Raw genomic sequence first — 14,378 nt, 5'->3', positions numbered from 1 at the left:
AATATGGAAATACACCGGCTGTTACAGCGTCAGCTGAACAAATTCAATATTAAACCTGATGAATTACCACAGGACGTGGAAAAATGGATGGAATTTATTTTACAAATTAATAAGACTTACTTCGAAAACGACCAGGATCGATATTTACTGGAACGTTCTATTGATATTTCTTCTAAAGAAATGCGGGACATTAATGCCAAATTGGAATATGCCCAGGACATCGCCAAAATGGGTTACTGGCATTATGACAAGGATACCGATATCACCACCTGGTCGAAAGGACTTTTTAAAATTCTGGAGATACCTCCAAGTAATACAGCGCTTAGCTATACTCAATTTTTAGAACTGGTGCATCCAAATGACAAAGCGCGGTTAAAAAATATGATCGAAAAGGCCCTGACACAAAAGGTTGATTATGATTATGAGTTGAGGGTGAAAAGCAAAGACAATCACTACAAATGGTACAGAAGCATAGGCAAAGCAACTGCTGAAAAAAATGAAATATCCGGGGTGTTAATGGATATAACCAAAAGAAAAATAATCGAAGAGCAAGTTCATGAGCTTAATAATAAACTGTTAGCAACTGCTCGTCTTGCTGGAATGTCCGACGTAGCCACATCAATTCTTCATAATGTGGGCAATCTATTAAACAGCGTCAATGTGTCTACTGTCATTCTAAAGAAAAACGTCGCCAAGGATTATTACAAAAAAATCTCGGCTGTCAAAACGATGCTGGATGAGAATATTAGTCGCTTAAGTGACTATTTATTGAATGACCCTAAAGGCAAATTGATTATTCCTTATTTAGATGCCTTGTCAAAAGCGCTATATGAAGACTATGAAGAGAATATAAAAGAAGCCAACACCCTTGAAAACAATATTAGTCATATCAATGAAATTATCGCCATGCAGCAATCACTCAGTGGGCTATCCAATTTAACAGAAAAAATTTCAATACCGGATTTGATCCGTAACGCTGTAAAATCAGTCATACTGGAAAAGCACCAAATTGATGTTCAAATTGAGATTGCCCCGGAAATTAGTGATTTTGTAACCGATAAATCCAAGCTATTTCAAATCCTAACTAATTTACTGACTAATGCAAAAGATTCTGTTTTATTACAGGAGGTTAATGATGCCAGGGAAATTGTTGTCTCAGTCACCAGAACCCATGATAACCATCTTAAGATTAAAGTATCAGATAATGGGATTGGCATTGATAAAAGCAATTTAGATAGAATTTTCTCTTTTGGATTTACAACCAAGAAAACGGGTCACGGTTTCGGGCTTCATTGTTCTGCAATTTATGCGCGAGATCTGGGGGGGACACTCAATGCTGAAAGTAACGGTGCCGGAAAAGGAGCACAATTTATCCTGGAACTGCCCGCTAACGAGGAAAATGTGGCGCGAGGTCGACTATGAATACGTCCTCCTTTCGCATTCTGGTGATCGATGACAATCCGGCAATTCATCGTGATTTTATGAAAATATTAAATGTTAGCAAAAGCTCCACATTATTAAATAAATTTGATGAGGAATTATTTGATAATGAGACCCAACATCCGGGATTATCCTTACCCGAGTTTGAAATCGATGTGGCAAGTCAGGGTATTGAAGGGATAGAGAAAGTAAAGCGTTCACTCGAAGAGGGCAGGCCATATCCCCTTGCTTTTATTGATATAAGAATGCCTCCTGGCATCGACGGTATTGAAACCATTAAACGTATTTGGGCTATTGATCCACAAATGCAAATTGTTATTTGTAGCGCCTACTCCGATTACTCCTGGGAAGAAACAGTCAATGCCTTAGGCTTAAGTGATAATTTATTGGTACTGAAAAAACCATTTGATGTGATTGCGGTAAGACAATTAGCCAGTGCTTTAACTCAAAAATGGGTATTGGCGAAGGAAACGCAAAAACACACTGAGTTTTTAAATCAATTAGTGGATGAGCGAACAGAGTCTTTACAACAATCATTCTCCTTATTACGAGCAACCATTGAATCCTCTTCGGATGGTATTTTGGTTGTCGATTTACAGGGAAAAATCGTTGATTACAACATGCAATTCGTCAAATTATGGCACATACCTGAATCCAGCATGAAGAAGGCAAATGAGTCTAAATTAATTAAAGACATGTCAACACAGCTTTTAAATTCAGATCAGCACGCGCTTCAAGTTAAACAATTTTCTATCCATATCGATGATTCCAGTATTCAGACTTATTATTTTAAAAACGGCAATGTTGTTGAGTGCTGTTCCAAACCTCATCGCCTTGGTTCTCAAACAGTAGGACGGGTATGGAGCTTTAGGGATATCACTGAACAAGCAAAATTAAAGGAAAAACTGGAGTATCAAGCGACTCATGATGCATTAACCAGACTACCCAATCGATTATTACTAATTGACCGTATTGAACATATCATAAGTAGTCATGCGCGTTATAAAAAGAAATTCGCTGTATTATTTTTTGATTTGGATCGGTTTAAAATGATCAATGACAGCTTAAGTCATGACGCCGGTGATCAGTTACTTTGTGCGGTTGCTGAACGATTACGATCCTTGGCTCGTAAAGAAGATACGCTATCCAGATTAGGCGGTGATGAGTTTGTAATGATTTTCCCATCCCTTGGTTCTGAAGAGCAAATTGTTACTGTGGCTCAAAAGATTCTTAAATCCTTTTTAAAGCCCTTCCATGTCACTGGTAAAAACATCAATGTTTATGCCAGTATCGGTATCAGTGTCTATCCAACGGATGGCAAAACGGTCAACACCTTATTAAGTAATGCGGATATGGCGATGTACCATGCAAAATTCCTTGGCGGCAACCAATTCTCATTTTATACAGATAAGCTTAATAAACAAACGAGCCTGCAATTTCAACAAGAGTTGGACTTGCAGAAAGCAATTATCAATCATGAGTTTTTTCTTCTTTACCAACCTCAATTTGAGATCAATACCCGGCAGATTCGTTCTATGGAAGCATTAATTCGGTGGAGTCATCCTAAAAAGGGAATTATCTTACCGTTGGATTTTATCCCCACTGCTGAGAGTTCAGGGCTTATTGTGCCGATTGGGGAGTGGGTATTGCGAGAAACTTGCCGACAAATCAGAGAGTGGCGCAAAAAAGGGCTGCCCGAAATTCCCGTTGCATGTAACGTGGCAAGCAAACAGCTAAGGCAACCCAATTTCGTCGCAACCGTACAACGTATTTTACAAGAATACTCCCTAGAGCCTCAGTATTTAGAAATAGAAATCACTGAAAACGTTATTATTGATAGAGAAATACAAAAAATCATTAAAAAACTCAAATCGATGGGAGTACACATTATCTTGGATGATTTTGGGACAGGAAATTCCAGTTTGAATCTCTTAAAACAAGTGGCTGTTGATAGCCTAAAAATAGATCAGTCTTTCATTCAGAATATTTCAAAATCCCCGGGAGACGAAGCCATCATTGATGCCATTATAGCCATTGCTCAAAGTATGAATTTTAATATCATTGCGGAAGGTGTAGAAACACAAAACCAAGTCCAGTTTCTCAAGAAAAGGCAATGCCATGACATTCAGGGTTTTCTAATGAGCAAACCACTCTCCTCTGAAGAAGCCGGAAGGCTTCTTAGACATAAAAACGCCTAGCGCGTAAGCGCGGGACGATTCCTTCGTGTGAGATATCCCACTCAAATTTATAGCATTTTTCTAGAGCGACCCTATCTATATCAATGGCAATAATCTAAAATTTACCCGCGCAGTAACGGTCAATAGTCAGAAAGTATTCTGTAGAGTCAGTTAGGGAGAAACTAGTGAAAAAAATTGCTTTGTGCATTTTAGCGTTCAGCAGTAGTCTGAATTTTGCGGGAACGATGGGGCCTGTTTGTAACCCGGATAATGTAACCGTTCCTTGCCCATCCACTGCTTGGGATTTGGGAGTTCAGGCCCTTTACCTCAAACCCACTTATAGTGGAAATCAATATCATTACAATTTTCTAGGGTATTCTACTTCTGGAGATACTATTAATTTCAATAAAAGAAACAACGATTGGAACTGGGCGTTTAGATTAGAAGGGTCCTACCATTTTGGAACTGGCGCCGATATCAATGTTAATTGGGTTCATTTTGATCATGAATTCACAACACCAGGTATTAGCTATGTGAGTTTGATTTCTGGCAATACGTTAAATTTTGCCTATGATAAAATCGCTCTTCACTGGAACTCTGTCAATGCTGAATTTGGACAACATGCCAATTTTGGTCTATTTAAAGACATTCGCTTTCATGCGGGCGTGCAGTATGCCTATTTAAAACGTGGCAATTTTGCTCCGTTATCAATTTTTAATCCTAATACGGGGGTAACTACACCGACGTATAATCGGTTTGATCAAAAATTCAGTGGAGCTGGTCCTCGTTTAGGTATGGATTTAACCTATAATTTTACAAACGCTTTCGCAGTGTATGGAAAATTTGCTGGCGCGCTGATCATCGGTGACAGTGAAACCAATGACACATCCGGCGTTCCACCCGTTTCCTATGCGTCTACTTTAGAAGTGATACCGGAACTTGAAGCGAAGTTAGGTTTAACCTATACCCACAATTTATCTCGAGGTACTCTGATTGCCGATGCAGGCTACATGGTGGTTAATTATTTTAGTGTTTTTGATTTGCCTCAACTGACTGCTTCTGCAACCAATTTGGCATTTCAAGGTCCTTATGCCGGTCTTAAATGGATTGGAAATCTGGCCTAATTAATCCTTTTGCCACTAAACAAAAAAGCAACGAGCCTGCCTGACCAGACCAGCTCGTTGCCCCTCGGCCTGGATATCACCTTGCTCATCCTTTCGCGCGACTAAAGCGGTTCCGTTTCAACAACCTTTTTTAACGGCATAGCGGACTGTTTTATTATGTTTTTTTCACGCTTATTCCAAAAAAGGATTCTGGCTGGAAAATATTTCGTTTTCCGTTTTAAGTACATTATGTTCAAATATTGTTCTGTTGATGCGCATTTTTGATTGCTTGCACGATCAAAAATGAATTTGAACCTAAAGACGAGATATTGAGATGAAAGAGAAGATTAAGGAAATAAAGGAGTCGTTTAATAGAATCCAGGCTATACGCTCAGAAATAGTTGATGTCATGATTAGCGATGAAAATTTTGTTCGATTTGCGAGTAATTATAAAGAGATAGAATGCTTGGTTTCACTGTTTCCCGAGCATAAAGAAGCGTTGTATAAACGTGTCGTCCAAACGAATCATTTTGCACGTTTAACCACGGATATCGACAGTGTAGTCGAGTTTGTTAAGATTTTCCCTGAGCATAAGGAAGATTTCTTTAAGTTGGTTTTTAATCCTCATCATTCTACCCGCTTGATATCTCACTATATTAATCTGAGAACATTGACTATCTATTTTCCCGAATATAAAGAAGCGATGTATCAATGGATCACCCGTCCCGATAATTTTACCCGTCTGGTAGATAACTCTATTATTCTTCAGGGATTAACAACAGATTTTCCTGAGCACCAACAAGAGATTGGGGAGCTTTTACTACAACCCCGCCATTTTATGCGCATTGTATCGAGTGACGCACTCCGAAGTGAGTTTATACAACACCCCATGATTCAAGCTTATACGCGAGGAGCCGCGGTTGGTTTCTTTAGCCGTCGTAATGAAGGGGAACTGTTACCCCCTGAGCTGGCAGACTATGTAGGATCATTTTTGGATAGGAAATCGGGAGGCCGACTTGCTCAAACGAGACGAAGTGCGGCAAGGGAGGCTAGTCTGGCAGAGGCGGCAGCGGCACCAAAACTAGATGAAGAGAATACTTCTACTCCTGGTCCTCAATAGATCGACCAATCGGTCTGGTATTGCCTGGATAGGACCTAACCAATTAACTACGCACAGACGATAGTTAACCGTTTGTGCTACGGTTTGAGTTTATACTGGGCAACTTATTGGAGGCTGGACTAAGGCTTCCAATTCTTTTTTCAATGTTCCCACACGACTATTATAATTCCAGAAGGTAAGTTGACCACATTGAGTGTAATTGTGAACTACCCCCGCCGCATATCCAACAAATAGCAGGCATACTGCAGTCAGCGCTTCCTGAACAAGAAGACGTAGGAGACTGCTTCTTTGATAAAGATTTTCTCTTGGTTTTGCAAGCGTTCCGGAGCAATCCTGTTGAAAACGATTAAGCTTATAGTCCATATTGGTTAAATAATTATTGATAGTTCCCCTTAATGTTTTGACCAAATCGTCACCCTCTTGCCGTGCCTCTCCCTTAAGAGTGTTTACTTCGCCTTCTATTCGACCAAATAGTTGCACGACGGTTGCAATTTGCTGGACACGCTGTAATAAATTATCTTCTACTTGATTGGCTCGATCTAACTTGGACTGTAAGTCTCTGTTTTTGTCTCTTAACTCTTCTATGAGTTTTAAATCTTCGGCCTTATCTTTTGAAACTAAAGCTTTTAGAGCTTCCCACTCAGTTCTTAAGTAAAGTTGAGGAATGTTGGCGAGCAAGTTAGTCGCCTCTAGCAGGCACAACCTAAACTGCGCTATTCTCTCTGCCGTAATGGCGGGTAATACATGCCAACTTTTGCTCATATCCTCAGGCGACGGTTCGGTCATTGATCTTAATGAATTCCCACAATGTTGCAGTTTCTCGATAAAATCCGATAAATCCTGTTCGTTTTCTTTTTTGAAGAGCTCGGCATAAGTAATAAAAAAATTTTCAACCAGACTCAATTTCTGCAAAGTCCGGAGTTGTTCTTCCTGTAATTCTTCAAATTCTTTGTCCAGAAAAAATTGCTGGCAATTTTTCTCTACGCCTTGATTTTCCTCAAGCTGTGTTGCTAACAATTCCTTAAAATCTGAAATTGCCTTTTTGTAGGGGGCAGGAAGTGGAAGGTCGAGTAATTTTTGGATGCAGCTTTCTAATCCTTGATAATTGGCAATGCCTTCTTGAAATTCCCTGATTAATTTTAACAAGGTATTTTGCAGGTCTTTTACTAAATTTTTCTGCGCTGAATCCAGAAAAACATCAGAAAAGGTTTGGAAATAGCGGCGAAAATCAACAGCAAGATAATTGGTGTATTTTCTGGGCGTTTTCGTTGCTGAAACAGGTGATCCTATCAAAATATGGAATAAACGATCCTGATTGGCCTGGTTCATTTCCTCCAACATTTTTTTAATCTCTAACCAATTCTCATTGGTTAATTTCACCTGCATGGCGCCATATTTGTCCGGCGGGAAGCAGTGGTCTTCTACCAGGCACTTCACTTGCAGAACCGGATCACTAAAATACAAAGAACCGGCCGCAGTATAGGTATCAGAGGCACCGGTTAGGGAATGTCCCTGCCCATACTGATCCGTTCCCCATTGCTCCTGTTCAGCGTCCTGCTTTTTGTTATGAAATAACTCCCAAAGAGACGCAACAGGGGCTGTTTGTTCAAGTCCCAGCATTAATAACTGTTGGGCGTCATTTCGATGGATATAAAAATGGCCGCTGTAACCATTACTCCTAATGGTCTTGCCCACTTCGTTGGTTTGGCCATTCCCTCCCATGGCGATATTGATTCCAAAATCACAATAGCTTTTCAATACGGAGGGAAGTTGCCCTTTCATACCGAGAAGGAATCCTTTACCCTCCATGATCAAGCCATCGCCATTCCTTGATGCATCATGAGTCGCAGAGCGTGCAACGCAATCGGGATTTAGGGTATTGGGGATCAAGCGTAACAGTTCATCGCGCTGCCCTGGACTTAATTCATGGTAATCAATGACAATCCGACTACCATGTGAAAGATAATCTGCAATAGAAAAAGAGGTATGGGGTCTCTGTAACACCGTGGTGGAAAAATCTCTTACCAGAAATTCACCTTTGGCAACACAGCTCATTAAAAGGCGCGCTGCATCGGTAGCGGCATCGTTATTAAAAAAGAACGTATTAGCCCACTTCCGTGCGACCCGTCCTTTGTCTTTTTGCCGACTTGATGAAAGAATTTCTTTTTTTATTTTTTCTGTCTTGGGCATAGAAGCGACTTTAAATAATTTTTTAATACTTTAACTGATAAAACGTAAAAACATTAAGCAAACTTAATAATTTATCGCAGCCTGGTACTATTTTCTTTGCTTCTCAATCAAATGGGTTGCCCGTTCCAAATTTTGAGCCTGGCTATTAAAATTTTTAAATGCTTCTGACTCAATTAACGCAATTTCATAATTTTTAATACAGCAAACGCTAATCATTGCTTTCTTAAATGCAAAATCAAAAACATGGCCCCCTGTCCTATGAGTTCGATCTAAAAAATGCATATGATGTCCTGGAATATTTATTGCTGCCATGTAGGAAGGAAAGAAAAAACCGCAGATCAACCCCTTTACCTGTTTATAAGAAAAATTGACTTGCACCCCCGGCATCGTTTCTGTAAGAGGCCTAAAAGGCTTTGGTTGACAAGACTCTGTCCGACACTCCATTTTATCCATCAAGCATTCAAAACGATAAGCATAAATGTAATTGAGTGAGGGGGCTTGTTTGTCAAATTCAGCTGAAAAATGTTCGAAACTTTTAATATCTTCCAAGGAAAATTGATGTGTTTCTTCAAAGTCCACTACCCAGGCAAAGGGGGATTTTTGCTGTGGATCGACAGGCCGAGCGATGCCATCTTCAATGATCCGATAAAATTCACCGTCCGATCCAATTAATTCTCCATGGACATCGTCAAAAGTGCCTATGCCCATAGTTCCTTTTTTCATGATTTGAGCGAGGCTGTGATCCCCTTCATAGACTTTATCAAGAAAGCCACAAAGCACTCCTACCTGAAACAAGGTTTTATTCGAACAGATCATAAGAGCACCTCCCTTTGCAACAGCCCGAATTGTCGACGTTTTTTATAAGAAACCCCATAGAGTTAAGAGTATCCTACATCAGGACTCGTTATAATTGGTAGTCCAACTCGGCAGACTTTTCGTCAGGGCCACTGATTAGACGTTAGGGTATATGTCCTCCTAACTGCTTGTCTTGAGAAACCTCTAAATCTTTTTGCTTGTAATCGGTTATAATCGCATGATAACCATGCGCGACTGATTCTTTAGACGCGAGTTTGGAGTTTTCTGTTATTTTTTCTAAATCACGTTGGGTTAGAAAAATGCAATTTTTATCTTTACCCTGAGGGGTTTTCATTTGACCAGGGAAGGTGTGACTATGAATGCCTTGCTCTGATAATTTCTTTGCAAACGCCTGCGCCTCTTCCGTACTATTGAATCTTATTTTAATGGCTTGAGGATCGTGTTTTACGGTGGGGGTCGATTTGCCAATATTATCAACGATGGTCATTTGGCTTTGTGTATTTAAATCGCCCATGACACTTTTTATGGCATGGCTTGTCAATAAATGGGTGGCCTCAATTTTAGTTTTATCACTTGTAGAAGAGGCAAGATAATGATCAAAAATTGTTTTTCCATCTGATACCATAGGAATTTTTTGTTGATGTAAGGCATCCTTCAGTCCATTCCAGCCGGCATTCTCAATCGAAACGGGAATTGGGGAAAAAGCCATGCCTGATGCATGTGATGGAACTCCCTGGTTAATCGTTGGATGAGCAGAATGCATTTTTCGATTTAGTTGTGTAAATCGGGCATCATCGCTTGTTGGGGTTTGGCTAGCCTGTCCGTTTATTGTCGCGGGAACTACCAAACCGCCGCCCAACTGCGATGTGTCAACGGTCAGATGGTCTGGGCTTAGGCCACGCTGGGCGGCTGCTTGTTTGCGAGTCTGTATCAGTGTTTTTTGAAAACCAGATTTGAATTGGTGTTCTGCATTGTCATAACTTGTTTTTGCAGAAGGATTACTTTTTATCGATTGTAATGAAGGTGTCCGGTCGGCAACATTAACCTGGCCACTTGCAACCATGTTTGCAAAGGCGGTCTGTGTATTTCCTAAAATATTTGTCCCGCTCCCATCAGGACCTGTCCCCCAGTTTTTTTCAACTCGTTTAGCAGTACTGGTATCTTCAATAATAACAGCAGCCCCTTGTCCATCGTTAAATCCCTTGCCTATCTCAATGGCTTTATGGATAGAATTCCTAAATGTTGAAGATTGTGCATATTTTGTTGCATTGATTTGCATTTGGATAGCCACTTTATCTCTATCCCATTCAGGGGAAGCCTTTCCGGCAGGAAATTGATAACGCAATTTTTCAGCTGGAATCTTTTTATTCAAATCTAAAATATCACCGGGGCTCTGAGTATTCTCCCAGATTTGACGGTACTCTTGCTTGGCGGCAGGTGTCAGTTTTTGGAAATGCAGGTAATGTTCAGAGGTGCGGAAATGGACGGGCCCAATATCAGGATCATGAAAATCATACCCCTTACCATCATTATCCTCGAAATTACTCAAGGCATAATTTTCATTCCCCTTTGTGTATCCTGAAACACAAGTATTTTCCCTGTTCTGGGGATGGCCATTATTTAAATGCAACTGACCGCCCATCGCACTCCACCTCTACAAAGCAATAGTTAAAGTATAGACAAAACACAACACAAGCAATTCAAATAGTAACCAATACGTGTTCGATACCCTTTATTCAGGACACCGCTATTTCAGCGAATACTTAATTCATTTCAAATTATAGCGTTTTGTGCAATTATCTAATTCGCTAGTACGACCCTCATTACAATTTAATTTAAAGTCTAGACCACTCAGTGCAAAACATAGGATAGCAATGAAATTGATAAACAAATTAGTCTTTATAGCGTTAAGTACTCTCTCTGTAACAGGCATGGCATCAACAACCAGTTTATATGAAAAACTATACAGGCTGGCTGAAAAAATGTACTACATTGAATATTCATTAAGCCCTGAACAACGAAAAATGACCGATGACTTAGCCAATCAAATTGAGGCAGTGATCAGTCTACCTAATGACACAACCTGTGGTATTAAATCGGAGGTATTTCAAGAGGCCTATAAATGGTCTTATAGTTCTGATGGCTTAAATGACATCTCCTCGGAAGCAGAAAAATTTGCCAGCCTGATAACAAGTAAGACCTGTCCTGCAGCCTACTTTAAAGTCTTTAAGCTTGCCTATAAATTTGCCTATGCTTATAACGGAATGAATAAAACCAAATTTGAAGCAAAAAAAACAGCCATGATGCTTAGTGATTATGAAGCTTCAAAATTTTACGCAAAAAATTCATTACAATGTTATATCGATAATTATACCTTTGCTTACTCAAGCAGCGGCATGAATAAAACCCGCTCTGGAGCCGAGGGTTTTGCTAACACGCAGTGTTTGGATTAATTAGTCGAGGCGAATGCGGTTAGCGGATAAATTAAACAACAGACAGTTTCATTAGGAGAGGAGGTCATACAATGAGAAGAATGATTCAATTTAAAGGGAATAAACTTGATGTATTGTTGGAATCTGTTGGCGGCGCTTTACTGACTTTTGAGCCTCTTTTCTCAGTAACAGTCACTGGAGAAAAAGTTAGTTTACAGTTATCGCCTCTGGCGAAAGGTTATTATGAACTTCCTAATTTATCAGTAAAAGAACAAATATCTTATCTTTTAACCTGTTTAACGCGCGCGGAGATCGATGAACAAACGGATATGCACAAGGTTGTCAATGCGTTTATTGATCGCTCATTAGAGAAATCAACTGACCTCATTATTTTTACCAGGACAGGGTATCGCGCAGATACAGAACCTGTCGATGAATATCAGGCAGCACTCACTACTACTTGATTCCTCATCCGCTAAGTCATAGAGGAGGAACAGTGGTGTTGCTTTTCTGACAATGGCTCAGGCTTCAAAAAAAATTCCGCATTACCCACTGTAATGCGGAATGCCGCAGGCCTTCTTAGAGTATTGTACAACAGGCACTCTTGGCTTGTTGAGTTGGTTTGTCTTGCTCTTTAGCATGATGCCAAAAAGACTGAACGTTTGCAGACAATTTAGGCGAGGCAGACTTTTGTGGGATAACCTCCTTTTCTACTTCAAAATTACTCAACAGAGGCTGAGTTGTCTCCTGGCGTATATTAATTTCCCCAGGTAAATCAAACTCATTGGCCAAAGTGATCTCTTCTTCCTCTTCCTGTTCTTCGCTGTCAAAATCCATAGCACAACTCAGACTACAATAAGCATTGAAAAGGTCGTTTTCAGTAAAGGCTTCTGCATAACGGGATAAAGCATTCACAACGAAATTACGTGCCAGCGCATCATTCTGAAATTGCGTGTCCTCGATATCAAAAACACCGCCAAAATCAATCGGCATTAAACCATATTGAGTATGCATAAAATTATCTGGTTTCGGATCGCCCATGACAAAACCTTTTGCATACATTTCTTTTAAGCTAGTTTGTATTTGTTCCCAGTTTGGCTTTTTGCCGGTAAAAAATGGAAGAATTAATTGGTCATTATCAATAAAGGCATCATGGACAGGAATACCCATTTTTTGAATGAAATGATTGAAATTCCGCATTTCAGATTCGGCAGTAGAGTAAAACTCATTTTCCCTGTATCGGCGAGATATGAATTTTTTTACCGCATATTGTTGGCCATCTTGTTCATTCAGATACAGGGATACTTCTCCAAAATTCCCCGCACCTAAGATTCTCTGAAATGTTAATTGGGCTAATCGTGGCATTTTCTTCTCCTAAGTAAGTTAAACACCACGAATAATTGCAAAAAAATAGCTCATTTAGATTTAATGGCGACCATTTTTAGGGTTTTTGGGGGCTTTTTACTAAATTTTTAGAGACCTGTGACTGACAAAAATAGATTAACCTGAAAAAGGGGGAAACTATCCCGGGATTGCACAATGATGTGTAAGGTTGCTGGTCAACAAGCCTTATTTTTGTGCCATAAAATGATCGTATATAGCACGACTGGCCAGCGCTATGGCTCGACTACGGGTGTAATTACTGACTGCCCGTGATTTAACATAAACGGCGATAGCGATATGTCCTTTATTGTTAGGTAAAGTAATAATTCCAACGTCACTGACAAAACGGAAAAGTTTGTTGGAGCCAGGATACCTGATATATTGCGGCTCATCGATTGCCCATGTCCCGGTTTTGTGAGCTACTTTTACATACGGAGGTAACAGGCCTCTTATTCGACTTCTACCTGTTCTGCATTTCTCCATGATATCCATAAGTACCTTAGTACTGGATTCTGAAAGGGCTTCATTTTTATATATTTTGACTAGCAATTTTGCCATTTCTGCAGGTGTTGTTGTATCCCGGGGATCCTTTTCAAAACGTTGCCAGGCCAACATTTTTTCTTTAAGAGGGGTCCTGTTAAATATTTTTTTCCAGGAATAGACACTACGGGGTTGCTTCAACGAAGGATGAACATGGTTAGTATCCATCATCATTTCAATAATGGAACGGTTTATCACAATATTCTTGAACCCCAGTGCATGCATACGCTTGGTGACATAGGCGGGTCCATTCACGGTTTGAAGCAGGGTATCGCTTGCGCTGTTATCACTATTGGCCATCATATATTTGAGTATTTGCTGGAGTGACATACGGATTTTTTTTCTTTCACAGAGATAATGTAGCGTTCCAGAACCGGGGACAACATTGTTCAAGCCTAAGTTAACAACACGATTCAAGGAATCCTTCTTTTGATCAACAAGATGCAAAAAAGCGATGGCAATGGGTAATTTGATGGTACTTGCCATAAAAAAACGCTTGTTCCCATTATGGCCAATGACCTTATTTTTCTCGATATGAATGGCTGTAATGCCGATTACAGCGTTCGATCTTTTCTCGATATCATAAATTTTTTTAACAAGTTGTGCTTCACTATTGGCAGCAAAACAATTGATTGAAAGTACTAAACAAAGGAATAAATTTAGTAATCTATTGATATATTTCAAGAATAATTTTCCTTTCATAAAGTGTTTCATTCCTTTTTCATTATTTAGTTATTCTTGCTGATTAGAAGTAAATTTTGGCTCATAGATAATATTACTTTGTTATCGCAATTAACTAAATATCTTTCAATATTAATCCAGCATTATCTTTATTTAAATATCGCGTAATTTTTTGTCATTCACGCCCGATATGGCAAATAATAGGCAAAATGTATAATTTCAATCTTTTGGTGAATTTAAAGAGACAAGGTGTCGACTTATCTTATTCCAGACAGGGAAGTACAAGTGACGCCAGTGGCAATAGCCAGGCATGTTCTTCTATAAAGAGCGATGAAGACAAGCGAGCTAAAAGACAAACCCAAACAGGAGGATGGACAAAGTTTTGATAGCTGGTTTTGAGAGCGCTGTTAACCACAAAGAGGTTACATTCTTTTCAAGCATCTGGGGTTGCCTAAAATTCATGCTTTTCCAAAATAGGAAATTATTAAAATTCATA

General features: G+C 39.6%; 11 protein-coding genes. 6 read left to right on the top strand and 5 right to left on the bottom strand.

The window, feature by feature from the left end; translation table 11 throughout:
- Nucleotides 1-3: 3 nt before the first annotated feature.
- From DYC89_RS14630 to DYC89_RS14615, 4 genes are all read left to right on the top strand, one after another.
- Nucleotides 4-1,422, top strand: coding sequence for a sensor histidine kinase (locus DYC89_RS14630; protein ID WP_115222451.1), 1,419 nt, complete (start codon nt 4-6; stop codon nt 1,420-1,422).
- Entirely contained in the window at nt 1,419-3,638 is a 2,220-nt protein-coding gene (locus tag DYC89_RS14625; RefSeq protein ID WP_115222450.1) for a GGDEF/EAL domain-containing response regulator, read from the top strand. Before DYC89_RS14630 ends, DYC89_RS14625 begins: the two co-directional genes overlap by 4 nt.
- 164 nt (nt 3,639-3,802) lie before the next feature.
- On the top strand, nt 3,803-4,741 hold the full coding sequence (locus DYC89_RS14620; RefSeq protein ID WP_181879419.1) for an Lpg1974 family pore-forming outer membrane protein: 939 nt from the start codon (nt 3,803-3,805) through the stop codon (nt 4,739-4,741).
- Nucleotides 4,742-5,054: 313 nt separating this feature from the next.
- Nucleotides 5,055-5,840 (top strand): hypothetical protein, encoded by a 786-nt coding sequence (locus DYC89_RS14615; RefSeq protein ID WP_115222448.1) that lies wholly within the window; start codon nt 5,055-5,057, stop codon nt 5,838-5,840.
- Nucleotides 5,841-5,930: 90 nt separating this feature from the next.
- Here the strand turns inward: DYC89_RS14615 and DYC89_RS14610 are convergent, their stop codons facing one another.
- From DYC89_RS14610 to DYC89_RS14600, 3 genes are all read right to left on the bottom strand, one after another.
- Nucleotides 5,931-8,030: a hypothetical protein gene (locus DYC89_RS14610; protein ID WP_115222447.1), complete on the bottom strand. Its 2,100-nt coding sequence runs from the start codon at nt 8,028-8,030 to the stop codon at nt 5,931-5,933.
- 87 nt (nt 8,031-8,117) lie between these two features.
- The gene (locus DYC89_RS14605) at nt 8,118-8,846 is read right to left on the bottom strand and encodes an acetolactate decarboxylase (protein WP_115222446.1); all 729 of its coding nucleotides are present in this window, start codon (nt 8,844-8,846) and stop codon (nt 8,118-8,120) included.
- A 142-nt stretch (nt 8,847-8,988) separates the two neighbouring features.
- Nucleotides 8,989-10,488, bottom strand: a complete 1,500-nt coding sequence (locus DYC89_RS14600; protein ID WP_115222445.1) for a hypothetical protein — start codon at nt 10,486-10,488, stop codon at nt 8,989-8,991.
- A gap of 232 nt (nt 10,489-10,720) precedes the next feature.
- Here DYC89_RS14600 and DYC89_RS14595 point away from each other — a divergent pair, with 232 nt between their 5' ends.
- The gene (locus DYC89_RS14595; RefSeq protein ID WP_115222444.1) at nt 10,721-11,299 is read left to right on the top strand and encodes a hypothetical protein; all 579 of its coding nucleotides are present in this window, start codon (nt 10,721-10,723) and stop codon (nt 11,297-11,299) included.
- A 71-nt stretch (nt 11,300-11,370) separates the two neighbouring features.
- Complete coding sequence (locus tag DYC89_RS14590) at nt 11,371-11,742, top strand: hypothetical protein (RefSeq protein WP_147285514.1); 372 nt, start codon at nt 11,371-11,373, stop codon at nt 11,740-11,742.
- 115 nt (nt 11,743-11,857) lie between these two features.
- Here the strand turns inward: DYC89_RS14590 and DYC89_RS14585 are convergent, their stop codons facing one another.
- Both DYC89_RS14585 and bla read right to left on the bottom strand, forming a co-directional pair.
- Nucleotides 11,858-12,643, bottom strand: a complete 786-nt coding sequence (locus DYC89_RS14585; protein ID WP_115222442.1) for a protein kinase family protein — start codon at nt 12,641-12,643, stop codon at nt 11,858-11,860.
- A 204-nt stretch (nt 12,644-12,847) separates the two neighbouring features.
- Complete coding sequence (gene bla, locus DYC89_RS14580; RefSeq protein ID WP_245954024.1) at nt 12,848-13,915, bottom strand: class A beta-lactamase; 1,068 nt, start codon at nt 13,913-13,915, stop codon at nt 12,848-12,850.
- Nucleotides 13,916-14,378: the final 463 nt, after the last annotated feature.

Source organism: Legionella donaldsonii (assembly GCF_900452385.1).
Taxonomy (GTDB): Bacteria; Pseudomonadota; Gammaproteobacteria; order Legionellales; family Legionellaceae; genus Tatlockia; species Tatlockia donaldsonii.
The sequence above is the reverse complement of the archived record's forward strand: the minus strand, read 5'-3'. Positions and strand labels throughout refer to the sequence as shown.

Excerpts from the sequence above, each read along its gene's own strand:
- DYC89_RS14630 (WP_115222451.1), top strand. The coding sequence starts at position 4 with ATGGAAATACACCGGCTGTTACAGCGTCAGCTGAACAAATTCAATATT.
- DYC89_RS14625 (WP_115222450.1), top strand. The coding sequence starts at position 1,419 with ATGAATACGTCCTCCTTTCGCATTCTGGTGATCGATGACAATCCGGCA.
- DYC89_RS14615 (WP_115222448.1), top strand. The coding sequence starts at position 5,055 with ATGAAAGAGAAGATTAAGGAAATAAAGGAGTCGTTTAATAGAATCCAG.
- DYC89_RS14610 (WP_115222447.1), bottom strand. The coding sequence starts at position 8,030 with ATGCCCAAGACAGAAAAAATAAAAAAAGAAATTCTTTCATCAAGTCGG.
- DYC89_RS14605 (WP_115222446.1), bottom strand. The coding sequence starts at position 8,846 with ATGATCTGTTCGAATAAAACCTTGTTTCAGGTAGGAGTGCTTTGTGGC.
- DYC89_RS14600 (WP_115222445.1), bottom strand. The coding sequence starts at position 10,488 with ATGGGCGGTCAGTTGCATTTAAATAATGGCCATCCCCAGAACAGGGAA.
- DYC89_RS14595 (WP_115222444.1), top strand. The coding sequence starts at position 10,721 with ATGAAATTGATAAACAAATTAGTCTTTATAGCGTTAAGTACTCTCTCT.
- DYC89_RS14590 (WP_147285514.1), top strand. The coding sequence starts at position 11,371 with ATGAGAAGAATGATTCAATTTAAAGGGAATAAACTTGATGTATTGTTG.
- DYC89_RS14585 (WP_115222442.1), bottom strand. The coding sequence starts at position 12,643 with ATGCCACGATTAGCCCAATTAACATTTCAGAGAATCTTAGGTGCGGGG.
- bla (WP_245954024.1), bottom strand. The coding sequence starts at position 13,915 with ATGAAACACTTTATGAAAGGAAAATTATTCTTGAAATATATCAATAGA.